Annotated in this window: 26 protein-coding genes; 18 read left to right on the top strand and 8 right to left on the bottom strand. The window is 50.4% G+C overall.

The window, feature by feature from the left end:
- Window positions 1–139 precede the first annotated feature (139 nt).
- The 16 genes from rpsB to gloA all read left to right on the top strand — a co-directional run bounded on the left by rpsB (window position 140) and on the right by gloA (window position 15,128).
- Window positions 140–988, top strand: a complete 849-nt coding sequence (gene rpsB, locus GQE98_RS07575) for a 30S ribosomal protein S2 (protein ID WP_161315073.1) — start codon at window positions 140–142, stop codon at window positions 986–988.
- Between the two features lie 77 nt (window positions 989–1,065).
- Window positions 1,066–1,989, top strand: a complete 924-nt coding sequence (gene tsf / locus GQE98_RS07570) for a translation elongation factor Ts (RefSeq protein WP_161315072.1) — start codon at window positions 1,066–1,068, stop codon at window positions 1,987–1,989.
- A gap of 145 nt (window positions 1,990–2,134) precedes the next feature.
- Window positions 2,135–2,851, top strand: coding sequence for a UMP kinase (gene pyrH, locus GQE98_RS07565; protein WP_161315071.1), 717 nt, complete (start codon window positions 2,135–2,137; stop codon window positions 2,849–2,851).
- 73 nt (window positions 2,852–2,924) lie between these two features.
- Entirely contained in the window at window positions 2,925–3,482 is a 558-nt protein-coding gene (frr, locus tag GQE98_RS07560; protein WP_161315070.1) for a ribosome recycling factor, read from the top strand.
- Window positions 3,483–3,485: 3 nt separating this feature from the next.
- Window positions 3,486–4,217 (top strand): undecaprenyl pyrophosphate synthase, encoded by a 732-nt coding sequence (gene uppS / locus GQE98_RS07555; RefSeq protein ID WP_161315069.1) that lies wholly within the window; start codon window positions 3,486–3,488, stop codon window positions 4,215–4,217.
- Window positions 4,218–5,036, top strand: coding sequence for a phosphatidate cytidylyltransferase (locus GQE98_RS07550; RefSeq protein ID WP_161315068.1), 819 nt, complete (start codon window positions 4,218–4,220; stop codon window positions 5,034–5,036). It abuts the gene before it with no gap.
- The gene (gene dxr, locus GQE98_RS07545; protein WP_202526146.1) at window positions 5,033–6,235 is read left to right on the top strand and encodes a 1-deoxy-D-xylulose-5-phosphate reductoisomerase; all 1,203 of its coding nucleotides are present in this window, start codon (window positions 5,033–5,035) and stop codon (window positions 6,233–6,235) included. Before GQE98_RS07550 ends, dxr begins: the two co-directional genes overlap by 4 nt.
- Before the next feature lie 26 nt (window positions 6,236–6,261).
- Entirely contained in the window at window positions 6,262–7,413 is a 1,152-nt protein-coding gene (gene rseP / locus GQE98_RS07540) for an RIP metalloprotease RseP (RefSeq protein ID WP_161315067.1), read from the top strand.
- 63 nt (window positions 7,414–7,476) lie between these two features.
- On the top strand, window positions 7,477–9,759 hold the full coding sequence (bamA, locus tag GQE98_RS07535; protein ID WP_202526145.1) for an outer membrane protein assembly factor BamA: 2,283 nt from the start codon (window positions 7,477–7,479) through the stop codon (window positions 9,757–9,759).
- 10 nt (window positions 9,760–9,769) lie between these two features.
- Complete coding sequence (locus GQE98_RS07530; RefSeq protein ID WP_161315066.1) at window positions 9,770–10,336, top strand: OmpH/Skp family outer membrane protein; 567 nt, start codon at window positions 9,770–9,772, stop codon at window positions 10,334–10,336.
- On the top strand, window positions 10,336–11,364 hold the full coding sequence (lpxD, locus tag GQE98_RS07525; protein WP_161315065.1) for a UDP-3-O-(3-hydroxymyristoyl)glucosamine N-acyltransferase: 1,029 nt from the start codon (window positions 10,336–10,338) through the stop codon (window positions 11,362–11,364). The genes GQE98_RS07530 and lpxD overlap by 1 nt, the downstream gene beginning before the upstream one ends.
- Window positions 11,361–11,825, top strand: coding sequence for a 3-hydroxyacyl-ACP dehydratase FabZ (gene fabZ / locus GQE98_RS07520; protein WP_161315064.1), 465 nt, complete (start codon window positions 11,361–11,363; stop codon window positions 11,823–11,825). The genes lpxD and fabZ overlap by 4 nt, the downstream gene beginning before the upstream one ends.
- 107 nt (window positions 11,826–11,932) lie before the next feature.
- Window positions 11,933–12,718 (top strand): acyl-ACP--UDP-N-acetylglucosamine O-acyltransferase, encoded by a 786-nt coding sequence (gene lpxA / locus GQE98_RS07515; RefSeq protein WP_161315063.1) that lies wholly within the window; start codon window positions 11,933–11,935, stop codon window positions 12,716–12,718.
- Entirely contained in the window at window positions 12,681–13,556 is an 876-nt protein-coding gene (locus tag GQE98_RS07510) for an LpxI family protein (protein WP_161315062.1), read from the top strand. The genes lpxA and GQE98_RS07510 overlap by 38 nt, the downstream gene beginning before the upstream one ends.
- Window positions 13,553–14,716 carry a lipid-A-disaccharide synthase gene (gene lpxB / locus GQE98_RS07505; protein WP_161315061.1) on the top strand — a complete coding sequence of 388 codons (1,164 nt, stop codon included), beginning with the start codon at window positions 13,553–13,555 and terminating at the stop codon, window positions 14,714–14,716. Before GQE98_RS07510 ends, lpxB begins: the two co-directional genes overlap by 4 nt.
- 1 nt (window position 14,717) lies before the next feature.
- Entirely contained in the window at window positions 14,718–15,128 is a 411-nt protein-coding gene (gene gloA / locus GQE98_RS07500; RefSeq protein ID WP_161315060.1) for a lactoylglutathione lyase, read from the top strand.
- A gap of 212 nt (window positions 15,129–15,340) precedes the next feature.
- Here gloA and gltA read toward each other — a convergent pair whose 3' ends face one another.
- Together gltA and gltX are read right to left on the bottom strand one after the other, a co-directional pair.
- Window positions 15,341–16,648, bottom strand: coding sequence for a citrate synthase (gene gltA, locus GQE98_RS07495; RefSeq protein WP_161315059.1), 1,308 nt, complete (start codon window positions 16,646–16,648; stop codon window positions 15,341–15,343).
- 127 nt (window positions 16,649–16,775) lie between these two features.
- Complete coding sequence (gene gltX / locus GQE98_RS07490; RefSeq protein ID WP_161315058.1) at window positions 16,776–18,179, bottom strand: glutamate--tRNA ligase; 1,404 nt, start codon at window positions 18,177–18,179, stop codon at window positions 16,776–16,778.
- Between the two features lie 118 nt (window positions 18,180–18,297).
- On the opposite strand from gltX, the gene GQE98_RS07485 reads away from it, so the two are divergent.
- Window positions 18,298–20,397, top strand: a complete 2,100-nt coding sequence (locus GQE98_RS07485; protein ID WP_161315057.1) for a ComEC/Rec2 family competence protein — start codon at window positions 18,298–18,300, stop codon at window positions 20,395–20,397.
- A gap of 8 nt (window positions 20,398–20,405) precedes the next feature.
- Here the strand turns inward: GQE98_RS07485 and lexA are convergent, their stop codons facing one another.
- The 6 genes from lexA to GQE98_RS07455 all read right to left on the bottom strand — a co-directional run bounded on the left by lexA (window position 20,406) and on the right by GQE98_RS07455 (window position 25,360).
- Complete coding sequence (lexA, locus tag GQE98_RS07480; protein ID WP_161315056.1) at window positions 20,406–21,143, bottom strand: transcriptional repressor LexA; 738 nt, start codon at window positions 21,141–21,143, stop codon at window positions 20,406–20,408.
- A gap of 101 nt (window positions 21,144–21,244) precedes the next feature.
- Window positions 21,245–22,459 (bottom strand): molybdopterin molybdotransferase MoeA, encoded by a 1,215-nt coding sequence (locus GQE98_RS07475; protein WP_161315055.1) that lies wholly within the window; start codon window positions 22,457–22,459, stop codon window positions 21,245–21,247.
- Window positions 22,456–22,932, bottom strand: coding sequence for a cyclic pyranopterin monophosphate synthase MoaC (gene moaC / locus GQE98_RS07470; protein ID WP_161315054.1), 477 nt, complete (start codon window positions 22,930–22,932; stop codon window positions 22,456–22,458). The genes GQE98_RS07475 and moaC overlap by 4 nt, the downstream gene beginning before the upstream one ends.
- Before the next feature lie 9 nt (window positions 22,933–22,941).
- Window positions 22,942–23,733, bottom strand: a complete 792-nt coding sequence (trpC, locus tag GQE98_RS07465) for an indole-3-glycerol phosphate synthase TrpC (RefSeq protein WP_161315053.1) — start codon at window positions 23,731–23,733, stop codon at window positions 22,942–22,944.
- On the bottom strand, window positions 23,730–24,770 hold the full coding sequence (gene trpD / locus GQE98_RS07460) for an anthranilate phosphoribosyltransferase (protein ID WP_161315052.1): 1,041 nt from the start codon (window positions 24,768–24,770) through the stop codon (window positions 23,730–23,732). The genes trpC and trpD overlap by 4 nt, the downstream gene beginning before the upstream one ends.
- Window positions 24,767–25,360, bottom strand: coding sequence for an anthranilate synthase component II (locus GQE98_RS07455; protein ID WP_161315051.1), 594 nt, complete (start codon window positions 25,358–25,360; stop codon window positions 24,767–24,769). The genes trpD and GQE98_RS07455 overlap by 4 nt, the downstream gene beginning before the upstream one ends.
- 233 nt (window positions 25,361–25,593) lie before the next feature.
- On the opposite strand from GQE98_RS07455, the gene GQE98_RS07450 reads away from it, so the two are divergent.
- Window positions 25,594–26,673, top strand: coding sequence for a divergent polysaccharide deacetylase family protein (locus tag GQE98_RS07450; RefSeq protein ID WP_161315050.1), 1,080 nt, complete (start codon window positions 25,594–25,596; stop codon window positions 26,671–26,673).
- Window positions 26,674–26,677: the final 4 nt, after the last annotated feature.

The following is a 26,677-nucleotide window of genomic DNA, read 5'->3' as shown; positions in this document are numbered from 1 at the left end:
GTAGGGGCCTATTTAGCGCACTGTTAAATTCACACGTGAGCTTTGGGTAAGGCTGTGTTGGTCTTTCCCTTCCGGTGTTCTAAGGATGATCCTTTGGACCGCTGCTCACGGAGGTTCAACCGGAAAAGGAGATTGCAGAATGGCTCTGCCTACTTTTACTATGCGTCAGCTCTTGGAAGCTGGTGTTCACTTTGGTCACCAATCACGCCGCTGGAACCCAAAAATGGGTCCTTATATTTTCGGCGCTCGTAATAAAATCCACATTCTTGATCTGCAACAGACAGTGCCGATGCTTTATCAGGCGCTTAAAGTTGTGCGCGATACTGTCGCCGGCGGCGGACGTGTCCTGTTTGTTGGTACAAAACGCCAGGCATCTGACGTTGTTGCCGAAAGCGCAAAACAATGCGCCCAGTTTTATGTTAACCATCGCTGGCTCGGCGGAATGCTGACAAACTGGAAGACGGTTTCTGGTTCGATTAAGCAGCTTCATAAGCTGGAAGAACAGCTTGCTGGTGAGCATACTGGCCTGACCAAGAAAGAAATTCTTAAAATGACCCGCCAGCGTGACAAGTTGGAGCGGGCGCTTGGTGGTATTAAGGAAATGGGTGGTCTTCCGAATGTCATTGTGGTTATTGACACGAACAAGGAAGAGCTAGCGGTTCAGGAAGCTAACAAGCTGGGTATCCCGGTAGTTGCTATCCTCGACAGTAACTCTGATCCTGATGGTATTGCCTATCCGATCCCGGGTAACGACGATGCACTTCGCGCGATCAGCCTTTATTGCGATCTGTTCAAGCAGGCTGTTATTGATGGTATCTCCATGGAGATGACGAGCCAGGGAACTGATCTTGGTGCGGCTGAAGCTCCAGCTATTGCGGAGGAACTGCCTGCTGAAGAAAGTGTAGCTGCAGCACCGACTGAAGAAGCTGCGGTGGAACCTGAAGCGAAAAAAGCCGAAGGTGACGAGACGAGCGCGAAAGCGTCTTAAATCTGAGAGGGGCGTCCCTATTTATATGAAGAATAGGGCGCTTTCCCATTTTAAGAAATCAAACGCGAGGATGAATAATGACTGCTATTACAGCGGGAATGGTTAAAGAACTCCGCACCCGGTCCGGTGCAGGAATGATGGATTGTAAGAAAGCCCTCAAGGAAACTGACGGCGATTTGGATGCGGCGATTGACTGGCTCCGGACCAAGGGTCTTGCCACGGCTGCGAAGAAATCCGGCCGTGTTGCCGCAGAGGGTCTCGTCGCGGTTAACGCGAGTGGCACCTCCGGTGCCGTGGTTGAGGTGAATGCCGAGACAGATTTCGTGGGCCGTAACGAGGATTTCCAGAAACTTGTCAGCGGTATCGCTTCGGTTGCTGTTGAAAAAGGCGATGATGTGGAACAGATAAAGGTGTCGACCTTCCCGGGCGGCTCTGAAACTGTTGAACAGAAACTGACTGATGCCATTGCCACGATTGGTGAGAATATGGCGCTTCGTCGTTCGGCAAAGCTCAGTGTAAAGAATGGCGTTGTTGCCTCCTATATCCATAACTCTGTTGCGGATGGTCTGGGCAAAATCGGCATTCTGGTTGCGCTTGAAAGTGAAGGCGACAGTGCCGCACTTGCAACACTTGGCAAGCAGATTGCGATGCATGTTGCCGCGACAAGCCCGCAATCAATCAGCGTTGCAGATCTTGATCCGGCAGCAGTGGAACGCGAACGTACTGTTCTTTCTCAGCAGGCGCGTGAATCCGGTAAACCTGAAGAGATCATCGGCAAGATGGTTGAGGGTCGTCTGAGTAAATTCTACAAGGAAGTCGTTCTGTTGGAGCAGACTTTCGTTATCGATGGTGAAAACACCGTAAAAGCTGCGGTTGAGAACGTTGCCAAGGAAATCGGCAGCCCGATTGAAGTCGTCGGTATGGTTCGCTTTGCCGTTGGTGAGGGAATTGAAAAGGAAGAAAGCGACTTCGCTGCTGAAGTTGCTGCCGCCGTTCAATAAAGGCGACAAGATTAAGTATTTATGGCGGTCTCCTTTTGAGGCCGCCATATTTTTATGTGCGGCCTGACGGCTTTTCAAATCAGACTTTTTCTGTATGCTGTTCTGCCGACGCCAATAACCACAAGTACCAGTTTCGGGGGAAAATATGTCGAACACGCCTCAATACCGCAGGGTTCTTTTGAAATGTTCCGGTGAAGCACTTCTGGGAAACCAGCAATATGGTATTGATGTCGAGACAGTTTCCCGAATAGCCAAGGATATCGGCGACGCCCATGCCATGGGGGTTGAGGTTTGTGTCGTTGTCGGCGGTGGTAACATCTTTCGCGGTATGTCTGGTTCCGCCAAGGGGATGGATCGGTCCAGCGCGGATTATATGGGGATGCTGGCGACTGTAATGAACGCGCTTGCGCTTCAGAATGCGATTGAATCTCTCGGAATGAACAGCCGGGTTCTTTCCGCTATTCCGATGTCCGCAGTGTGCGAACCCTATATCCGGCGACGGGCCGAAAGACATCTTGAAAAAGGCCGGGTTGTTATTTTTGCGGCTGGTACCGGCAATCCTTATTTCACGACGGATACCGCCGCCGCGCTACGGGCGGCCGAAATGAAATGTGATGCCCTTTTAAAGGGTACGAACGTGGATGGGGTCTATAACAAGGATCCGCGCCATCATTCCGATGCTGAACGTTATGAAACTTTGTCGCATCTCGATGTCCTGGCCAAAGACCTTAAGGTAATGGACGCGGCGGCAATTTCTCTGGCGCGGGAGAACCAAATTCCCATTCTTGTTTTTTCAATCCAGGAAGAGGGGGCCTTTGCCCGTGTCCTTAAAAAAGAAGGTTGTTTCACAGAAGTTGTTTAGCGATATAACAACGTCTGGTTTATAACTAACAAGAGGCCGGGGGAACCGTCCCGGTGATGGAGGAGAGATTAAGATGGCGGCGCCAAATATGAAAGACCTTGAAAAGCGCATGCAGGGAGCGCTAGAAGCGCTAAAGCATGAGTTTGCAGGACTAAGAACAGGCCGGGCGCATACTAGCTTGCTAGATACGGTCATGGTGGAAAGCTATGGGGCGTCCATGCCGATTAATCAAATTGGCACGGTCAGTACACCCGAACCGCGTTCACTCAGCGTTCAGGTCTGGGATAAGACCAATGTAAAGGCTGTAGAAAAAGGCATTCGTAATTCCGGGCTTGGCCTTAATCCGGTTGTTGATGGCTTGGTCGTGCGAGTGCCAATTCCCGAATTAACGGAAGAACGCCGTGCGGAACTGGCAAAAGTGGCGTCAAGTTATAGCGAAAATGCCAAAGTCGCTATTCGTAACGTACGGCGCCATGGAATGGACGATGCAAAGTCTGCGGAAAAAGATGGTGATTTTTCTGAAGATGATCGCAAGAAGGCCGAGGACAATATTCAAAAGCTGACAGATAATTATGTCGAGAAAGTCGATGAAATGCTGTCAGAGAAGCAGCAGGAAATTATGCAGGTCTGACGCATGACTGTTGTCCCATCCGCCGGTACCGGCTCAATGATAATTCCTGAACATGTTGCTATCATCATGGACGGGAACGGACGCTGGGCAGCAAAACGGTCCCTGCAACGACTAAGAGGTCATGAGCAGGGGGCGGAAGCTGTTCGTGAAGCTCTGAAAGGGTGCGAGGAGCTCGGCATTCGTTATCTGACACTCTTTGCATTTTCATCGGAAAACTGGAGTCGGCCAGTCGAAGAGATTAATCACTTGATGGGCTTGTTCCGCTACTTCTTCAACAAAGAGATCAAGGCCCTTTGTGATGCCAATATTCGAGTTAAATTTATTGGTAATATCAATAAATTACCTGATGATATTCAGAAGTTAATTGAAGAAATTAAGGATCGGACCAAAGACAATAGTAAATTGATCCTGACGATTGCGCTCAGCTACGGTAGCCAATCTGAAATTGCCGGCGCCATGCGCGCCTTGGGTGAAAAAATCAAGGCTGGCGAACTTGCTCCCGAAGAAATTGATGAGAGCATGATCACGCAACATTTGGATACTGTGGATCATCCAGATCCCGATCTTCTGATCCGCACCAGTGGGGAAAAACGGCTGAGTAATTTCCTGCTTTGGCAGTGTGCTTATACAGAATTCGTCTTTTTGGACGTCCTTTGGCCTGATTTTCGAAAACAGGACCTGGCGGAGGCCGTTGAGGAGTTTGGAAGCCGGAACCGCAGGTATGGGGCGCTTTAAGTGCTTTTATCCTCTTTTACCTCACTGCAGCAACGGGTGATTTCTGCTCTTGTTCTGGCTCCTGTTGCGGTTGCGGCTCTTTATTTTGGGGGCTTCTATTTCTTGTTGTTCCTGATCGGGGCATCAGCAGTCATGTCCTATGAATGGTGTCATGCATCGCTCGAAAAATCTCCGGGCCTGATTACCCTCATGACGGCGGTGACTGTTTTTTCCGGGCTATACGTAGCGCAGAAAAGTTATTTTCACCATGGAGTTATAGCTCTTTTTATAGGATCTGCATTAATAGGCATCGCGGCGATTGTCGTGAAGAAGCGCAATCGGCTTGGCTGGGCAATATCCGGTCCGCTCTGCATAGGTTTGCCAGTGCTTGCGCTTATCTCACTGCGGTCCATACCAGACTCCGGGTTTGCGTTGACTTTAGGGCTCTTCCTTGTCGTCTGGGCTACGGACATTGGGGCCTATTTCAGCGGCAAGTCGATTGGGGGTCCGAAAATTGCGCCGGCTATCAGCCCTAATAAAACCTGGGCCGGCCTGATCGGCGGCATTATTTTTGCCATGATCGTGGCTTACCTTGTTAATCGCTATCTTGTTGGTGGTCAGGTTGCGACAATAGGTATACTGGGTTTAGGGGCAATCTGTGCTATTCTGGCACAAATTGGAGATTTCGCAGAATCAGCCTGGAAACGTCATTTTGGGATCAAGGATGCAAGCAACCTGATCCCGGGGCATGGTGGCGTTATGGACCGGCTGGACGGTGTATTTTTAACGGCACCGATCCTGATGTTGCTTATCATGCTAGTAGATGGGATTTGGCAATGAATATTAGCCCCGCGGCCGCGAATTATTCGTCGGAAATGGAACCCGCTGTGCGACATGTTAGTATTTTCGGTTCCACCGGTTCGGTGGGCGTTAATACGCTGGATCTTATTGCCGGTGCGGCAGATAAATTCTCGGTCGATGTTTTAACTGCAAATGAAAATGTTGCCCTGTTGGCGAAGCAGGCCCGGCAGTTCGGTGCCAGCCTCGCTGTCATTGCCAATGAGAGTAAGTATGCTGAACTCAAGTCACTTCTCACCGGTAGCGGTATAGAAGTGGCAGCAGGGCGTGATGCTCTGATTGATGCCGCCTCCCGAAAGGTGGACTGGGTTATGCTGGCTATAGTCGGAGCGGCTGGCCTGGCCCCGGCGCTTGCCGCGGTTCGAACCGGTTCGGTAATCGCGATCGCCAATAAGGAGGCATTGGTGTGTGGCGGAGATCTTGTGCTGGGGGACGCGGAGAAATATGGTGCGACGCTCTTACCTGTAGATAGTGAACATAATGCCATTTTTCAGGTGCTGGATTTTGATCAGATTGAAAATGTAGAGCGATTGATCCTGACAGCGTCAGGCGGACCGTTTCTTGACTTCACACTTGATGAAATGAAATCCGTAACGCGTAAACAGGCACTTGCCCATCCAAACTGGGACATGGGCGCCAAAATTTCCATCGATAGCGCCACCATGATGAACAAGGGGCTGGAATATATCGAGGCGGTCCGCCTGTTTCCGGTGGCGCCTGATAAAATTGATATACTGGTCCATCCGCAATCAGTAATTCACAGTATGGTGGAATATCGCGACGGATCGGTTCTGGCGCAATTGGGCGCGCCTGACATGCGCACACCGATTTCCTATACCCTCGGTTGGCCAGAGCGTCATAGCTTTCCGGCAGAACGGTTGGACCTTGCGAAAACCGGGTCATTGACATTTCTCGATCCGGATCTTGTAAAATTCCCGGCCATCAGGCTTGCACGCGAGGCGCTTAATACTGGTAAATCGGCACCAACGACCCTAAATGCATCCAATGAAGTGGCAGTACATGGTTTTCTGACCGGGAGCATCGGGTTTCTGGATATTGCGGCGGTTGTCGAAGAATGTCTAAACCAGGCACATATTGTCGATTTGACCTCAATTGAGGATATTTTTGAGTGCGACAGGCAAAGCCGGGAATTGGCGCACGATGTTATGGCTTCAATATAAGCGGATTTCGAAAGCGGTAGAGTTATATGAATTTTCTAGTAGATAATTGGATCTATATTCCGGCCTTTGTTGTCGTCATTACGGTCCTTGTCTTTGTTCATGAATATGGACATTACAAGGTGGCCCGTCTCTGCGGTGTCAAGGTAGATGCCTTCGCGATCGGCTTTGGCCCTGAGCTTTGGGGGCGATATGATAAAAATGGATGCCGGTGGAAAGTCTGTGCAGTCCCCTTTGGTGGCTACGTGAAGTTCTATGGGGATGCTGGCGTTGCAAGTGACGCGTCTGACGATATTGACGATATGCCGGATGAGGATAAGAAAGTCAGTTTCCACCATAAACCGCTGCTTCAACGTACCGCTATTGTTTTTGCAGGGCCGGCTGCAAACTTTATCTTTGCAATTGTCGCCATGGCGATCCTGTTTATGGCCTTTGGCCAGGCGCAAACCCCGCCGGTCGCCGGTGAAGTGGTGGCGGAAAGCGCTGCCGAGGAAGCCGGAATAGAACCGGGTGACAGGATCCTTTCCGTGAATGGGGCCGCAATCGGCAGTTTTGAAGAACTGCGCCGTACAGTATTGGTCGGCCTCGATGAACCACTTAACATGAAAATCGACCGGGGTGGACGTATCGTCGATTTAGCTGTGACCCCCCACGTGATCGAAGAAGTCGACGCAGACGGCAATGTCCAGCGAATAGGGCGCCTTGGAATTGCCTCGACGGGTCGGGAATTCGTGAAACATGGACCGATCAGCGCTCTTTCAAGCGCAGTTGATCAGACCTGGTTTATCACTACGGCGACGTTGAAGGGCGTCGGGCAGATGATTGTCGGAACACGAGATACGAAAGAACTGAGTGGGCCACTGGGCATTCTTAAAATGTCGGGTGATGCGGCAAAGCGTGGGGATGATTTGGTCGATAATGCGCTTTCATTGTTCAATTTCATGATCTTTGTTTCCATCAGTCTCGGCTTGATAAATTTGTTTCCGGTTCCGATGCTCGATGGCGGGCATTTGGCTTTTTATGCCTATGAAGCCGTGCGTGGTAAGCCACCATCAGCAAAAGCCATGGAATTTAGTTTCAGAATTGGACTATCGCTCGTACTGATGCTAATGATATTTGCCACATGGAACGACGTTAACAAACCGTGGGTAAAAGATTTTTTCACCGGCTTGTTTTCCTGACAAGTTAGGTCTGATAAAACTGTTCGACGTTATTTGAGGCTGTCCGCTCAGGGGGGTGGGATTTTGCGCGTTTTTGTTTTACTGGCAGTGTTCGCATTTGCAACGGTTTCGGCAACTATGTCGATTAGTTCGCATGTTTACGCGCAATCATCTGTTATCATTTCCGATGTTCGGGTTGAGGGGAATCAGCGGATTGAGGATGATACTGTAAAATCCTATCTCCTCGTCACGGCGGGAGCCCCTTATGATCGCTCTCGGGTCGATCGCTCTCTCAAAGCCCTGTTTAACACAGGTCTGTTTGCGGATGTTTCCATTCGGCAAGATGGCACGGTGCTGGTTGTCAATGTCGTTGAAAATCCAATTATCAATCGGTTGGCATTCGAAGGTAATCGACGCATTGACGATGATACCCTTACTGCGGAAATTCAACTTAGGCCACGTATCGTCTACACGCGCGCAAGAGTGCAGAACGATGTACAGCGCATTATCACGGTTTACCGGCGCAGCGGACGTTTTGCGGCAACAGTTGAACCAAAGGTCATACTGCTTCCGGAAAATCGCGTTGATCTAGTCTTTGAGATTAATGAGGGTGAACAGACAGGGATCAAGAAGATACGCTTTTACGGCAACAAGACCTTTAGTGATAGCCAGTTGCTGGGCGAGATTTCAACGGAGGAAACCCGTTGGTATAATTTCCTGTCAGACTCCGACACCTATGACCCGGATCGCCTGACCTTTGACCGCGAATTGTTGCGCAAATTTTATCTTTCCAAGGGGTATGCGGATTTCCGTGTGGTGTCGGCAATTGCCGAATTGACACCAGACAGAGATGGATTTTTTATTACGTTTGCCGTTGAAGAAGGAGCAAAATACAGCTTCGGTGCGATTGACGTAAAAAGTGAGATCAAGGACTTGTCTCCTGAGGCATTGATGGCACAGGTAACGACTGTTGAGGGAGAAACCTATAATGCCGACAAGATCGAAGACACCATTCAGAAGATAACTTTTGAGCTTGGCAAACTCGGTTATGCGTTCGTGAATGTGCGCCCGCGGATTGACCGCGATCGTGAAAACCTGAAAATTTCAGTTACCTATGAAATCAACAAGGGCCCAAGGGTCTATGTTGAGCGGATAAATATTACCGGCAATGTTCGCACCCTGGATTACGTTATCCGGCGGGAGATGAAGTTAGCGGAAGGCGATGCCTTTAATACGGCTTTGCTGAGGCTTTCTCAGTCACGTATACGGGGTCTTAATTTCTTTGAAAAGGTCGAGGTGACTCAGGACGAGGGAACGGACGGCGACAAGACAATAATCAATGTCGATGTACAGGAAAAGTCAACGGGAGAACTGAGCGTTGGTGCGGGCTTCTCCACGACGGATAATGTGTCGGCGGATTTGCAAATCCGCGAACGGAACCTGCTCGGCCGAGGGCAGGATCTACGGTTTGGCATATCTGTCGGCTCTGATAGCCAAACGATAGATGTTGGCTTTACAGAGCCTTATTTTCTCAACCGTGACCTGAGCGCCGGTTTTGATATATTCAGGACGGTCCGCGATTATCAGGATGAAAGTGGATATGATCTGGAGCGTACAGGATTTGTGCTGCGATCCGGCTTTCCGATTAAGGAAAATATCCGTGGTGATGTTTTCTATAGCCTGGTTAATGAAAAAATCGACAATGTGCAATCAACTGCGCCCGTCAATATTCAACGGTCAGCCGGAGAGTACTTGATTTCCTCGGTTGGATATACAATTACAATCAGTGACCTTGACGATACCCTGTTGCCGACAACCGGCAGTAAGTATACATTCGGACAGATACTTTCGGGCCTTGGCGGGGATGTTCGTTCTCTTGCCACAAATGCCAGCTATATTCGGTTTTTCCCGGTCTATGAAAATGATGTAGTATTAAGTGCGGGTATTACAGGCGGATATATATTCGGGTTGGGCGAAGATGTGATTCTCGCGCAGCGCTATAATGTTGGGGGCCGTAACTTCCGTGGCTTTGAAAGCCGGGGTATCGGGCCACGCGATATTGCATCAGGAGATGCTCTTGGTGGTAATGCCTATTTCGTTGCCTCGTCAGAGCTTCGCTTCCCGGTCGGGCTTCCCGATGAATACGGTATTCTTGGCCGAACGTTTATTGATTTGGGAACTTTGACCGAAATCGATGATAATGACGCAGGTATTGCAGATACGCCTAGCATAAGAGCGGCCGTTGGCGTGGGTCTTAACTGGGTTTCACCCTTTGGGCCAATTCAGATAAATGTCGCGGTTCCTATTCTGAAGGAAGATTATGATAAAGATGAGGTTTTCCAGTTTGATTTTGGAACTCGATTCTAGGAAAGGGACTATGATCCTACAATTAATACGAACATCTTTTATTCTTCTTGTCTTGTTATTCAGCTTTGTCCCGTTGGGCGCTGCGCAAGCTTCGACGAATGCAATAATCGGCGTTGTTGATATGCAAAAAATAATGCGCGAACTGGACGTTGTTAAGGATATAAATTCTCAGGTAAAGGCATTTGAGGAAAAAACGGATAAAGAACTGGCGGCGGAAGAAAAAAAACTTAAAGATGAACGAGCGCAAATCGAACGGCAAAAAACACTTGTAACGCCAGAGGCATATTCGAAAAAACAATCTGAATTTAATCGTAAGGCTGCTGACTTTCGGGTGAAAGTTCAGGAAAAGAACAAACAATTGCAAATCAGCCGTGTTAATGCTCTTGAGAAAATCAAAGCACAAATGCTGCCGGTTATTCGTGATGTCATGGATAAGAATGGCGTTTCTCTGGTCCTTGACGTAAGTGAAGTCCTGTTTGTTGAAAAGCCCCTCGAAATTACAAAAGAAATTATGGAACGACTGAATAAGGATCTTAAAAAGATCAAGGTTGAGATTGTTCCGCTAAAGAAAAGCTGATGCCTGATCCTCATTTCTATCATGTTGCAGGCCCATTTTCCCTCGCGGAGCTTGCTGAATTACCGGATGTCGAACTGGCACCGGGTATTGATTCAAGTATTATGATCTCTGATGTTCGCGCTCTTGATCAGGCGGGGGAAGGGGACGTTACCTTTCTTAGTAATCCGAAATATCTGGAAAAATTTCTTCATACCAAGGCAACGGCCTGTATTGCCAGTCCAAAGGTTCTTAAAAAATGTCCCGATGGATTGGCCCTTCTTATTGCGGCAAATCCATATAAGGCATATGCGCGGATTGCGAATATGTTTTATCCGCCGGTGCTTGGAATGGGCAATGTGCACCCTACGGCAGTAATTTCACCGACGGCGGTAGTCGGCGAAAATGCGTCCATCGGCCCCTATGTGGTAATCGAGGATGATGTTGTTATTGGTGCCAATTCTATCATTGGTCCACATGCCGTGCTTAGCAAGGGCATTCGTCTGGGCAATAATTGTCGCATTGCCGCGGGCGTGCTGCTCAGCTATTGCCATATTGGCGATAATGTTGTTATGCATAACGGTGTCAAAGTCGGTCAGGACGGATTTGGTTTTGCGCCGGATGCCACAGGAAATATAAAGATACCTCAATTGGGGAGAGTGATTATCGGCTCCAACTGTGAGTTTGGTGCCAATACCACGATTGATAGGGGGTCTGGACCGGATACGATTATTGGCGATAATACTTGGTGCGATAATCTTGTCCAAGTAGGTCATAATGTAACCATCGGAAACGACGTGATTATTGCCGCGCAAACGGGAATTTCCGGCAGCACGGTTATAGAAGACCAGGTTGTCATCGGGGGCCAGGTTGGTTTGGCAGGACATATTAGAATTGGCCGCGGTGCACAGATTTCCGCCAAATCCGGTGTTATTTCCGATATTCCGCCGGGAGAAATCTATGCCGGGTTTCCGGCCCGGCCACGTAAGCAGTTTTTCCGCCAAATGGCAATTTTGGGTAAATTATCGAATAACAAGGGTTCTGTAAAATGACTGAAAATTCCTCCGCTGATACGGCTGATACCCTCGATATTCTTAAAATTATGGACATGATACCGCACCGCTATCCGCTCCTGTTAGTAGATAGGTTGGTGGATATTGTGCCGGGTGTCTCGGCAACAGGTATCAAAAATGTGACGATGAATGAGCCACAGTTTCAAGGTCATTTCCCGGACCGGCCGATTATGCCAGGTGTGATGATTGTTGAATCCATGGCACAGACCGCTGGCGTTCTTGTTATTAAAACGCTAGGCCCGGATTCAGAGGGAAGGCATGTTCTCTTTATGTCGATTGATAATGCCCGTTTTCGCAAGCCGGTTACACCTGGTGATACGATGCATGTAAAGGTGAGGGTTAAACAGAATAGGGGTGCCGTCTGGCGGTTTGCCGCGGAAGTTCTGGTCGACGGCAAGAAAGTAGCTGAAGCAGATTTCTCCGCTATGATCGTTGATTAATAAAGATAGGTAACCAGTTGTAACACAGCTTGATTTGTGGTCAGGCATGTTCCGGGCTAGCTATAGCGCAAGACTTTCACTGGATTTATAAGGTAACTGGATACCGAATGGGCAATATTCATAAAACAGCGATTATAGAGGATGGCGCCAATGTCCATGAGGATGCTGTTGTCGGCCCCTTTTGTGTTGTTGGCAAGGATGTAACACTTGAGGCCGAGGTTACGCTGAAATCACATGTCGCGGTGGATGGCTATGCCCGTATCGGACAGGGGACGACTATCTATCCCTTCGCGTCAATCGGTCATGCGCCACAGGATCTTAAATATTCTGGTGAAAAGTCAGAACTTATTATTGGTAAGAACTGCAATATCCGCGAACATGTCACGATTAACCCGGGTACGGAAGGCGGCGGCATGCGCACCGAAATTGGTGATCATTGTTTGCTGATGATCGGCGCACACATCGCGCATGACTGTATTCTTGGGGATCATGTTATCCTGGTGAATAATGCGACTTTGGGTGGACATGTAGAGCTGGGAAATTTCGTTATTATCGGCGGGTTGTCTGCGGTCCATCAGTTCGTCCGTATCGGAGAGCATGCGATGATTGGCGGGGCGTCCGGGGTGGAGACAGATGTTATCCCCTTTGGTTCGGCGACTGGAAACCGAGCGACCCTTGGCGGCCTGAATCTTACCGGCATGAAGCGTCGGGGGTTCTCGCGAGAAGATATACACGCCCTGCGTGGCGCCTATAAATATCTTTTCACCGGAGAGGGGACCTTCTCTGAACGGCGTAAGACAGTGCCGGATAATATTGCCGGTTTCCCTTCCGTTCAAACGGTTCTAAAATTCATCAATGAAGAAACAAAACGTGGCTTCTGTCAGCCCGAGTAACTCAGCAGCGAGGCGCATTGGTATCATCGCCGGGAGCGGTAGCCTGCCGCTTGCCCTGGCTACCACTCTGAGATCTCGGGGGGAAACACCCTTTCTGCTGCTCGTTGAGGGGGAAGCCGAAGTGTCCCAATATGCTGACTTTCCCCATGAAGTAATCCGGATAACCAAGGTTGGACGTTTCCTGAAAGCTCTTGCGCGTGAAAGCTGCACCCACATCACGCTGGCTGGGCCAGTAAAACGTCCGGATTTGAAGAACCTTCTACCGGATATGGAAGGGATGAAGTTGCTTGGCCGGATTACTGGCGCTGCACGAAAAGGGGACGACGGCCTGATGCGGGCGATTACCTCTTATGTAAAGGAAAAGGGCTTTACGGTCGTTGGGGTGCATGAGTTGGCGAGTGATTTGCTGGTTCCACTTGGATGCCTTGGAAAGATTGCGCCCACTGAACGGGACAATACAGATATTACAGCCGGCGTTCGGATTGTTAAGGCGGTTGGTGCACTTGATATCGGGCAGGCAGCAATAATTCGTGATGGCTATGTTTTGGCGGTCGAGGCTGCGGAAGGCACGGACAAGCTATTGAAGCGCTCTCGCGAATTTGCCTGGGATGAGCCTGCGGGTGTGCTGGTCAAACTCTCCAAGCCGGGGCAGGAGTTGAAGGCAGATATGCCGACGATTGGCCCAGATACAGTGACCCTCGCGGCGGAAGCAAATTTGCGTGGAATTGCAGCTGAGGCCGGGTTTACGCTCGTTCTTGATCTTAAGGAAACCCTTCGCCGCGCGAATGAGGCGGGACTATTTGTCGTCGGGCTGGATTCGCAGAGTATGGGGGAATGAAAGACGAGATGAACCTCCGGGTTTTCATCCTGGCCGGAGAACCTTCCGGCGATGCCCTCGCGGCTCGGCTTATGCAAGGGCTGAAGGAGAAAGCACCTAACGTGAAATTTTCTGGTGTCGGTGGACCCTTGATGGTTGCTGAAGGGCTGGAATCCCTCTTTCCGATGGATGAGTTGAGCGTGATGGGAGTGTTTGAGGTCCTGCCCCGAATGCCGCTGCTTTTGAAAAGAATTGACCAGACGGCTTCAGAAGTAAAACGCCTCAACCCGGATATTTTTATTTCAGTCGACGCGCCGGATTTCAGCTTTCGGGTGGCCCGCAAGTTGGCAGACACCTCCTTTCCCAAAGTGCATTATGTCGCGCCCTCCGTCTGGGCCTGGCGTCCGGGGCGCGCAAAGAAAATAGCCGCGCTTTATGATCACCTCCTGACATTACTCCCCTTTGAGCCTCCGTATTTTGAAGCTGAGGGCCTGACCGCAAGCTTCGTTGGCCATTCGGTGATTGAAACCGGTGCGGATAAAGGGGATGGGGCGGCCTTTCGAGAACGGCATGGTATTGGCGACAACGAGAAGTTGTTGATGATGCTACCGGGTAGCCGGCGAGGCGAAGTAACCCGGCTTCTTCCGATATTCAGGGAGACAGTCAAACACCTTCAGGCGGATATCGGCGATTTTAGTCTTGTAACCCCCGTTGTTGGTCGGTCAGGAGAGCTTGTGCGGGCTGAACTTGCAAAATGGAACATAACGGCCCATATCGTGGATGGAGAAGCAGAGAAATTTGATGCAATGGCGGCCTCTGATGTTGCTCTTGCTGCCTCCGGCACAGTTGCCTTGGAGTTAGCACTCGCGAAATTGCCGAGTGTAATTGCCTATCGTATGAATATTGTAACAGCGAAGATTGCGCGCCTTGCCGTTAAGCTTGAGCATGTCAATTTAATCAACATCCTGCTTAAAAGGGAGGCTGTGCCGGAATGCATTCTGGAAAATTGTACAGCGGATAATTTGACGCAAGCGCTAAGTGAGCTGTTTCATTCAGAGGAAAAACGGAACCAGCAGATTGTCTCTTATAAGGAGGCCATGTTAATGTTGGGCAAGGGCGAAGCAGCTCCCGGGGCGCGTGCAGCGGAAATCATCTTAAAACTTATTACGAGGAAATACTAATATGAGTGGTGACGGCAAAGATAATTTTAGACTGTTGCATACAATGATCCGGGTTAAGGATCTTGATAAATCCATCGATTTCTATGTGAATAACCTGGAAATGAAGCTCCTGCGGCGCACCGACTTCCCGAGCGGTCAATTTACGCTCGCCTTTGTCGGTTATGGGGAAGAAAAGGATACGACAGTTATTGAATTAACCCATAACTGGGATCAGGAAGAACCCTATGATCTTGGAAATGGTTTTGGCCATCTTGCCTTGGGCGTAGAGGATATCTACGGGATTTGCGACAAGCTTGAGGCACAAGGTGTCAATATTCCACGTCCGCCAGGACCAATGAAGCATGGCAGCTCCGTCATCGCCTTTATCGAGGATCCGGACGGTTACAAGATTGAGCTTGTGGAAAAGAAATAGCCGCTTAATTACTACCGAAGTACCATGCGATAGCAAAGAATATCAGAGCCGATGCAGGCAATAAAATCATTGCGAGTTTCTTGACACGGTAAAAAAGCGGCGCTCGGTTATCGTTCGCCGCCCTAAGATAAAGTCGTCTCGCAGAAGTGGCGCCTCCGGTTGGGACCGAAGGCGCTATTTTCTTGTTTCTATGCGAGACACCGCTCATCAGATTACCGTTTGTCCAACTCAACAAAGGGACGTTCGGTATAGCCCGTATATAGCTGACGCGGGCGGCCGATCTTCTGTGAGGGATCTTCCATCATCTCGTTCCACTGGGCTACCCAGCCGACGGTGCGGGCAAGGGCGAAGAGCACGGTGAACATACTCGTCGGGAACCCGAGTGCCTGAAGAATGATACCGGAGTAGAAGTCGACATTCGGGAAGAGCTTTTTCTCAACGAAATAAGGATCTTCCAGCGCAATCTTCTCAAGTTCCATTGCCAGTTTAAGCATCGGTTCATCTTTGATACCGAGTTCATCTAGAACTTCATAACAGGTCTGTTGCATGACCTTGGCGCGCGGGTCGTAATTTTTATAAACCCGGTGACCAAAACCCATCAGGCGGAAAGGATCATTCTTGTCCTTTGCCTTGGCAATAAACTCTTGAACACGGTCAACACTGCCGATTTCCTTGAGCATTGTCAGGACGGCTTCATTTGCGCCACCATGTGCAGGACCCCAAAGGCAGGCGATGCCTGCAGCAATACAGGCAAACGGATTTGCGCCGGAGGAGCCGGCAAGACGTACCGTTGACGTTGACGCATTCTGCTCATGATCCGCATGAAGAATGAAGATCCGGTCCATTGCCCGCACAATTGTCGGGGACATCTTGTATCTTTCCGCCGGGACGCTGAATGTCATATGCAGAAAATTCTCCGCATAAGACATTTCATTGCTTGGATAGATAAACGGCTGTCCAACGGAGTATTTGTAGGCCATTGCCGCGATCGTTGGCATTTTCGCGATCAGGCGGTAACTTGCGACCATGCGTTGCGTCGGGTCGGTAATATCTGTGCTGTCATGATAGAAGGCGGAAAGTGCGCCAACCACGCCGACCATAATAGCCATCGGATGCGCGTCGCGACGAAAACCCCTGTAGAATTGGGTCAACTGCTCGTGCAGCATGGTATGGTAGGTGATATCGTGTGAAAATTTGTCTTTCTCGCTGACGTTGGGAAGTTCCCCCTTCAGCAACAGATAGCAGACATCCATGAAGTCGCTTTTTTCTGCCAGTTCCTCAATCTTATAGCCGCGGTGCATCAAGATGCCCTGGTCGCCATCGATATAGGTGATTGCGGAATCACAGGAGGCTGTTGAGGTAAAACCCGGATCATAGGTGAAATGACCTGTATCGGCATATAATTTACGAACGTCAATTACCGACGGACCAACAGTGCCCGCGATTAACGGTAGACTAATCGTGTTGTCGTCGGCCCCTTCAGACAAGGTGACATTGCCAGTAACAGTAGAGCTACTCATTCATCCACTTCCTTTTTTATTTTCAGGCATAGACACGCCCATATTTACAAAAAAATTCCCGGTGGAATTTCTCATTCTATTGTGACGATATGCTCGTCGGTAGTTCTGCGCCCTGATGCATTCGTTCCTATTCCGAAAGCACATCTCGAATGCGTCCGACGGACTGCTCCCGGCCCAAGACGTCCAAGACGTCAAATATTCCGGGTGAAACCGTGGTTCCTGTCAACGCAGCCCTTAAAGGCTGTGCGATTTTCCCTAATTTGATATCTTCAGCGTCCGCTGCCGCTCGGATGGCTGCTTCAACCGTTTCCGCATTCCATACGTCAAGGATCTCTAAACGGTCCGCCAGTCGCATCAGAACAGCGCTCGCCTCTTCGGTAATCAGGCTTTTAGCTTTTTTGTCCAGCGCAAGCGGTCGCTCGGCAATCAGAAATACGGAACTCTCAGCGAGGGAGTTTACAGATTTTGCGCGTTCTTTCAAGCCGTTCATGGCTTTTTCTATTAAATTCAGTTGATTAGGAGATAAATCCTGGCCTGTTTTTTCAGCGAGAATCGGAGCTACAAGACCCGTTAAATAGGCGTCGTTCGCACTGCGGATATAGAGGCCATTGAGGTTTTCAAGCTTGGCAAAATCAAAACGCGCCGCTGATTTTCCAATATTTTCAAGGTTAAACCATTCAATGGCTTGCTCTGTGGAAATCACCTCGTCGTCTCCATGGGACCAACCGAGCCGTAGCAGGTAGTTCCGTAGCGCTTCTGGTAAATACCCCATATCACGATATGCCTCTACACCGAGGGCACCATGTCTTTTCGATAGTTTCGCGCCATCCGGGCCGTGAATCAGTGGGATATGTGTATGATTTGGGACGGCCCAGCCAATCGCCTCGATAAGTTGTATTTGCCGTGCCGCGTTTGTGAGGTGGTCATCTCCCCGTATAATGTCCGTTACACCCATATCGTAATCGTCGACAACAACGGAGAGCATGTAAGTCGGCGTTCCATCCGCACGGAGCAGAATCATGTCATCAAGTTGCTCGTTGGCGAAGGTGACATCACCCTGAACCTTGTCGTGGACAATCGTATTGCCTTCATTCGGGGATTTAAACCGGACAACTGGATCGACTCCAGCGGGCGCCTCAGATGGGTCGCGATCACGCCAGCGGCCATCGTAGACAGGAGGGCGGCCTTCCGCGCGGGCGGTTTCGCGCATCTCTGCCAACTCTTCCCTGGACGCGTAGCAATAGTAGGCCTTACCTTGCTCCAGCAGTTGATTGGCAATTTCGACATGGCGTTCGCGTTGCGAAAACTGAAAAATGGGCTCTTCATCCCAGTCCAGTCCCAGCCACTTCATTCCGCCGAAAATAGCCTCGATTGCCGCCTCGGTTGATCTTTCTCGATCCGTATCCTCGATCCGGAGCAGGAACTTTCCCTTGTGGTGGCGGGCGTATAGCCAATTGAACAGCGCCGTGCGGGCTCCGCCAATATGCAGGAAGCCGGTTGGAGAGGGGGCGAAACGTGTTACGACAGTCATAAGAATTTACTTTGCAATTCGTTCGGTTATAAATTTGATCTGTGTGATCAATTAAAAAGCAGGCATTTGTACCCTGTGTCTTGGCAGAGGGCAAGTATGCCGTTGGAAGGTGCAAGCCATGATCCTTTCGGGCTTGAAAGATCATGAAAATTTACCGGATCAGTTTCTTAGGGACCGAACACGCTGGTTTCTCTGGTTTCCGGCACTGATTGGCTTCGGTATAGCGCTCTATTTCGCGCTTCCCGTTGAACCTGGTTTGTCATGGCTGATTTTGCCGGGTTTTCTGGCAATCCTTTTAGTTCCCCTTAGAGATTACCCAAATTTTGGACTGCGATTACTGGTGGGTTCGTTATTTCTTGTCACCATTGGATTCTCTGTGGGTCTAACGCGCACAGCTATTGTCGATGCGCCCATATTGCAGAAAAAGCAGGTGACGGAACTTACTGGACGTATTCAGGAAAAATCAACCGGCCCTAAATCGGCGCGCTTTCTAATTGGAGATTTGAACTTTTCTGAAAAAGACAACATTCCGCCGCTTAAATATATTCGGCTCTCTTCACGGAGCAATTTTCAAGATATCACTCCTGGACAGCTCATCCGGGTAAAAGCCGTTCTTTTGCCGCCGCCGGAACCCGCGTACCCCGGCGGATATGATTTTCAGCGCCATTCCTATTTTCAATCAATTGGCGCTGTCGGTTATAGTATCAGCTCATTTGAGGTCGTCGGACACAACCATAATCTGCTGACCCGGATTCAAGGTCTGTCTGCCGAAATGCGGGCCAGTATCGCCAGTTTCGTGCTGACACAGGCATCGTCAGAAAATGCCGGTTTTATTATCGCGATCATGACGGGCGACAAGGCTGCGATACCGCAGTCACAGCTCGATGATATGCGCTTTTCCGGTCTGGCCCATCTGCTTGCGATTTCGGGTATGCATATGGGGATGATTGGGGGGCTGATTTTTTTCGCAGCGCGTTTCTTGCTGGTGCTATCGCCCTATATTGCTCTTTATTACCCCGTAAAGAAGATTGCTGCCCTCATCGCACTGGTCGGCTTGACGGGATATCTTTTTGTCAGCGGGATGAGTGTCTCTGCCGTTCGCGCCTTTATTATGATTGCCGCCCTCTTTATTGCAATTTGCTTTGACCGTACGGCACTTTCGCTTCGGATGGTGGCAATTGCGGCCGTGATTATATTATCATTATTCCCGGAAAGCCTGGTAAGTGCCAGCTTCCAGATGTCCTTTGCCGCCGTGTTTGCCCTGATTTCACTGTATGAGCAGGTTGGGCCGCGACTTGGCCAGTTCGCCCGCAGTGGCGGGGCCGTCCGGCGGGGATTTGCCTATCTCTCTGGCGTTGCGCTCACCTCTCTTGTTGCAGGTCTTGCGACGGCACCCTTCGCCCTTTACCATTTTGGGCAAGTGGCGACCTATAGTCTGATTGCCAACCTCCTGGCTGTTCCGGTGATGGGACTATGGGTTATGCCGGGTGTCATTTTGGCGTTCATCGGCTATCCCTTTGAATTGACCTTTCCCCTGGCCATTGTTGGAAGTGGAATCGATCTAATTCTCTGGGTAGCGCGTGAAACGGCTTCCTGGCCAAGCGCTGTGATGTATCTTGGTTCCTTCTCCGTGTTTCAACTGATCGGGATAACATTTATAGGACTCTGGTTTATCGTTTGGCGGCAACCGGTCCGCTGGTTTGCTTTACCAATGTTGGCTGTATTATTGCTCACATTCCTTGCGAACAGATCTCCCGATGTCCTGATCTCCGAAAGTGGTAATCTATATGCTCTGAAAACAGAGGCGGGGGAGACTTATTTTTCAACTCGTCGGGCTGATCGGTTTGAAGCGGAACGCTGGCAGCTTGTTATGGGGAAGGAAATAACCGAAGAGAAGCCGTCGAACCTTGTTTGTGATCCAAATGGCTGCGCTTATCGCCGACATCCGGATGTGATTGCATTTCCGACAACTATGGCGGGCGTTGAAATGGATTGCGCACGTGCGGACATAATCGTGAGCCGTATTCCTGCGCCAAAGGAGTGCAACGATGCGCGGCTTGTTATTGATCGATTTGACCTATGGCGACGTGGAGCGCATAGCCTGTATTTTGAAAAAGATGGTGAAATCCATGTTGAAACAACCCATGGCTTGCGTGGGCGGCGCCCATGGGTTCCGGCGCGATATCGAGAAAACTCAGAAAGCCCGACAAAAGAATAGGGGATTTCCTAATACTGACGGAAAAGCCCCACCAGATGGCCCTGCACTTTAACCCTGTCCGGGCCGAAGATGCGGGTTTCATATTCCGGATTTGCAGCTTCCAGTGCAATAGACCCGCCCTTGCGACGTAGTCTTTTGAGTGTGACTTCATTATCGTCAATCAATGCGACAACAATTTTTCCGTTCTCGGCCGTTTCATTTTCACGAATAATGACCGTGTCTCCATCAAAAATGCCGACGTCGATCATCGAATCACCGGCAACTTCAAGGCAGTAATGCTGACCTGAGCCAACCATGCCTGCCGGAACATTGACAAAACTGGTCGGATCACTCAGCGCCTCGATAGCTGTACCAGCTGCGATCCGTCCGTAAAGAGGCAGGGAGAGAGATGAATCTGCTTCTGAAAGGACAGTGTCAGCATCCGCCGGACTATCTTTCTTCAGGTCTTTATGCCCAAAATTGACTTCCACAAGATTGGGAGATGAGCTCGCATCCGATCCCTTATCTTCAGCCGCAATCTTGTTTTTCAGGTCATCAGGCAATTTCAGGACCTCAAGCGCCCGCGCACGGTGGGGCAGACGCCGGATAAACCCCCGTTCGGTTAACCCTGTTATTAATCGGTGAATTCCAGATTTTGATTTTAAATCAAGCGCTTCCTTCATCTCGTCAAAGGATGGGGACACCCCTCGATTTTCGAGACAATCGTGGATATAAAGAAGGAGTTGGTGCTGCTTTTTTGTCAGCATAAGGAAATCCACCATAAAGAACAAATCACAAACATTTGCAAATGTTCTACAAAAGTTCTCGTTTTACGTCAAGTTAAAAACGCCGGATTTCTGCCCTTTGCCTAGACAGCCGGATAGGGATGGGTGAGGGGGATCATCTCAACCTCGGCACCTTTCACAAGGGCTTCGGCAAATGGTTCACGGACGATAAGGCAATCAGCAGAAGAGAGGGGCGAGAGCATGGAACTATCCTGCTTCGAGAAAAGCTGAACAAGGGGCAGGCCGTTTTCCTCACCAATGATTTGTGCCCGCATATAATCTTCACGCCGGTCATTTTGTTTCAGGTCATGGCCGAGAACTGCTTTTTGGCGCGGGGGATGGCGAGGCGGGAGTCCGCGAAGGACATCAAGCGCAGGAATGAGAAAAAGATAACTGCAGATCATGCTCGAAACCGGATTGCCCGGCATTCCGAGCATCGGGATTTCCGCAAAGCTACCAAATATCAGTGGTTTACCGGGGCGCATGGCGATACGCCAAAAATCAACCGAGAGGCCTTCCTTGCCAAGCACGGGTTGGATCAAGTCGTGATCGCCAACTGAAGCACCGCCGAGGGTAATCAGCATATCTGCAGATTTCGCGTCCTGTACTTTCTCGCGTAGAGACTCCGCATTATCCTTGGCAATACCAAGATCAAGCGCTTCACCACCTGCGGCCTCGATTATTGAGGCAACAAGCAGGCTGTTAGAGGAAATAATCTGGTTCGTACCGAGGGGTTCTCCCGGGCGAACAAGCTCATCTCCGGTAGAGAGCAGGGCGATCCTAGGTTTGCGCCGAACCGTCACCCAGGGAATATTCATTGACGCAAGGAGCCCGATATCCCGGGGCGCGAGAATCTTCGGTGCGGAAAGTCCGACGTCTCCCTCCCGGAAATCTAGTCCGGCAGGACGCACATAGGTGCCTTTGGCGGACCCTTCCTTAATGGTGACAGTTTCCTCAGTAAATTCAGTATCTTCCTGAATGACAATGGTATCGGTTCCCCGAGGGAGTGGCGCGCCAGTGAAAATTCGGACAGCTTCGCCAGCTTTAACCTCTATATTTAAGCCACCGCCCGCGGGAACCTCCCCGATAATTTTAAGGTCGACCGGGGTGGTTACAATATCAGCCGCCTTGACGGCGAATCCGTCCATTGCCGACATATCGGAAGGCGGTTGTGTCCTGCGGGAAATCGCGTCATTCGCCATGACACGGCCTGAGGCATGGCTTAGCGCAATCACTTCTGTGCCAACGGGTCGAATGTCTTTCAGGATCTTTGCACGAGCTTCATCTACAGAGATCATGATGCTTCATAAGTTCCTGATTTGCCGCCTGTTTTTTTAAGCAGCTTAGTTTCAACGATAGTCATGCCGCGATCCACAGCCTTGCACATATCATAGATGGTCAGCGCAGCGATGGACGCGGCAGTGAGTGCTTCCATTTCCACGCCTGTACGGCCTTTTAGCTTGCAGGTCGCCTGGACCTCAATTCGATTATCCGCTTCGTGGATGATAAATTCCACCGTAACATTAGAAAGGGCGAGTGGATGGCAAAGCGGAATAAGGTCCGCAGTTTTCTTGGCGGCCATAATCCCGGCTAGGCGGGCAACGCCCAGCACATCACCTTTTTTTGCGTCGCCGTCCTGTATGAGCTGAAGTGTTCCCGGTGCCATTCTGATGCTGGTTGTAGCGGTAGCCTCGCGTTCGGTCACATCCTTGCCGCCGACATCAACCATATGGGCGGCGCCCTTTTTGTCAAAATGGGTCAGTCCGCTCATGAGATCTCCTTATGCCCGACTGAGCAGTGCGCGAACGGCCGCCGCAACGTCATCCTGCCGCATCAGTGATTCCCCAACCAGAAAGCAACCGCAGCCGGCCTTTTCCATCCGGGTAAGATCTGCTGGCGTATAGAGGCCGCTCTCACTGACAGAAAGGCAGCCGTCGGGCAAGGCTCCCGCCAGCGCTTCTGTTGTCGCGATATTAACCTCGAGCGTTTTCAGGTTTCGGTTATTAATGCCTATCAACGGGCTTTTAAGTTTAACGGCACGGTCAAGCTCTTCCCGGTCATGAACCTCGATCAGGACATCCATGCCCCATTCATGGGCGCAGGCTTCCAGCTCTTGCGCCTGGGTATCCTCAAGCGCGGCCATGATAAGCAGGATGCAGTCGGCACCAAGTGCTCTTGCCTCGGCCACCTGATAGGAATCGAGCATGAAATCTTTTCGAAGAACTGGGAGAGAGACAGCGCTCCGGGCGGCTACCAGATAATCATCAGAGCCTTGAAAATAAGGAATGTCGGTAAGTACAGACAAGCAGGTGGCGCCTCCGCTTTCATAGGCGGTGGCCAGTGAGGTTGGATCAAAATCTGCGCGGATCAACCCTTTGGAAGGGGAGGCTTTCTTGATTTCGGCAATCAAGCCATATTCTCCGGCCTGCCGACGGGCTTTTAGGGCGCGTATAAAGCCGCGCGGGGCTTCTGCCGCCTTTGCCGCCGCCTCAATATCAGAGAACGAAACGCGTTCCTTCGCGTCGCGGATATGCTCTCGCTTGTCGTCACAGATTTTTGCAAGAATACTCATGCGCCATTTCCTTTATCATTGGAGATACGCTTGAGAGTTTCAAAGGCCTTCAGCGCGGCACCGGAGTCAATCGATTGTTCAGCAAGCGCGATGCCGTCGGCGACGGTATCGCATTTACCGCCGATCATGATTGCGGCACCTGCATTGAGCAGGGTCACATCCCGGTAAGGGCTTTTCGTGCCGTTCAGAAGAGCCATGAGTGCCTCGGCATTCTCATCAGGCGTTCCACCTTTCAGATCATCGAGGGAGACTTTTTTGAGGCCGAATTCTTCTGGAGTCACTTCAAACTCGGAAAACTTCCCGTTCTTCATCTCAACAACTTTTGATGGGCCTGTCGTTGTCAGTTCATCGAGACCGTCTGAACCATGCATCACCCAGATATGAACAGATCCAAGTTCTTTTAGCGTTTCTGCCATTGGGCGCATCCAGCGAGGATCGTAAACACCGATCAATTGCCGTTTGACAGCGGCGGGATTGGACATCACCCCGAGCAGATTGAAAATGGTGCGAATGCCAAGCTCAATCCGGGTTGGGCCGACATGTCGCATTGCGCCATGGTGGCGATAGGCAACCATAAAACCGATACCGGCTTCCTGCACCGCGCGTTGTGTCAGTTCAAAATCGCATTCCGTATTGATGCCGAGCACGGCCTGTACATCCGCGGTTCCCGAGCGGGAGGAGGCGGCTTTGTTGCCGTGCTTGGCGACCGGAACGCCGGCACCGGCCGTCACGAAGGCGGCTGCGGTTGAAATATTGAGCGTACCATGTCCATCGCCACCGGTACCAACAACATCGACGGCATTCTCCGGCGCGGTGATATAGGTGGCTTTTTCGCGCAGTACCGAGACACCGCCGATGAGCTCGTCAACGGTTTCACCGCGCAAATGCAGGCCCATCAGGAAGGCACCCATTTGCGCCGGTGTTGCATCTCCGGACAGGATGGTATTGAAGGCTGTTTTTGCTTCTTCCAGACTCAAGGTCTGGCCCGCCGCGATTTTTCCAATCAGCGATTTAAAATTAGGTTGAACATCACTCATGCTGCGGCCTTGGTCCCTGGACGAGTGAGGTTCAGGAAATTCCGCAGTAGGTCGTGGCCATGTTCCGAGGCAATACTCTCAGGATGGAACTGAACGCCATGCAACGGCAGGCTCTTGTGGCTAAGGCCCATAATAACGCCGTCTTCTGTTGTCGCCGTAACCTCGAGTGTGTTTGGCACTGTCGCGGGGTCAATGGTCAGTGAATGATAGCGAGTAGCAGTAAAGCGACTGGGGAGTCCCGCAAAGAGACCGGTCCCGTTATGAATTATTTCCGATGTCTTGCCATGCATAAGCTGATCTGCGCGCACGACTTTGCCACCAAAAACCTGACCAATTGTCTGATGGCCAAGACAAACGCCCAGGATCGGGGTTCCCGTCACGCTCGCGCGTTTGACCGTTTCCAGGCAAATGCCGGCGCGGTCCGGATCACAAGGTCCAGGAGATAAAACAATCCCGGCAGGATTCTCTTCAAACAGCTCATCCACCGTCACAACATTGTTGCGGTATACTTTGACCTCAGCGCCCAAGTCACCTAGGAAATGCACGAGGTTATAGGTAAAGCTGTCATAATTATCAATTAACGTAATCATATCAGTATAATATCACGCTTTCTTAACTGTGGGACAGAAATCTGTCGGCGGGAATGTCAAAGCTGAGTACTGCATACGCAGTTTCTCCTTTTTTGCGATAAAATCAAGAGTGCAAATTCAGCCGTACAGCCGAGGCTTCGTCATCTTTATGCCTTGTTTACCATATTGAAATAGAATTAACATAGGCAAGAAACTGCTAAGTAATAGTATTGTTTGATGAGAGGTTGTTTTTTATGCCATCCCAAAATGACGGGAAAAAGAATCTGGCGGAATTGTCACGCATAGATCGGCTGACGTCTTCACCGGTTCGAGTTGCTGTTATCTGTGCGGCAGTTCTCGTGATCAGCGCAAGCGGCGGCATTCTGATCGGCAAGGTATTTAACGCCTTCAAACAGCCGGTTGAATTGCAGGTGGTAAGTGCCCTTGCTGTGCCCTCTCTGGTTATAGAGCCGACGGAAATTGTTGAAATTCCGGCCCCTGAAAGCCCTTTTGTCCATAACGACTATCCACCTCAATTACTGAAACCTTTGGAACCGGTAAAAGACCCAGCGTTGCGGGATGTTGAAAATGTAATGGTTCCCTCAACGGAGGAGCCCGCCTGGAAACGGTATGCAGCGTTGTCACCTCCTGTTGAAGGCAGGCCGATGATCGCTATCGTTATCGATGATGTCGGACTGAGCCAACAAAAGATAGAGGAACTGAATGAATTGCCGGCACTGCTGACGATAGCATTTCTACCTTATTCCCCTTCTTTACAGGGCAAAGTAGAGTTGGTTCGCAGGCAGGGAAATGAAGTTATGCTGCATATGCCGATGGAGCCGACTAACCATAATATTGATCCTGGCCCTGATGCCTTGCTGACGACGTTGTCATTGGACGAACTGCGGCAACGGACGATACGAAACCTTGATAAGTTTGAGGGGTATGTCGGCGTCAATAATCATATGGGGAGCCGCTTTACGGCTGATGGTGAAGCCATGGCCGTTGTCATGGATATTATGGCGGAGCGGGGGCTCTTGTTTCTGGATTCCAAGACTACATCAGCGTCGACCGGATATCGTCTCGCGGTTGAGCGGGGGATGCCGTCAGCGAAACGGGATATCTTTCTTGATCACGTTATTGATGAGACCGCCATCTTGAACCAGCTTGCCAAGGTGGAGGCAGCTGCAGAACGGTCGGGCGTCGTGATTGCCATCGGTCATCCGCACTCGGCGACAATTCGGGCGCTTCACAAATGGTTACCAAAGGCGAAAGAGAAGGGGTTCCTTTTTGTTCCCATCAGTGCCGTGACGGCACTGACGTTTAAAGGATAGAACT

The organism is Sneathiella litorea, assembly GCF_009882915.1.
Taxonomy (GTDB): domain Bacteria; phylum Pseudomonadota; class Alphaproteobacteria; order Sneathiellales; family Sneathiellaceae; genus Sneathiella; species Sneathiella litorea.
This window is presented reverse-complemented; position numbering and strand designations above follow the sequence as displayed.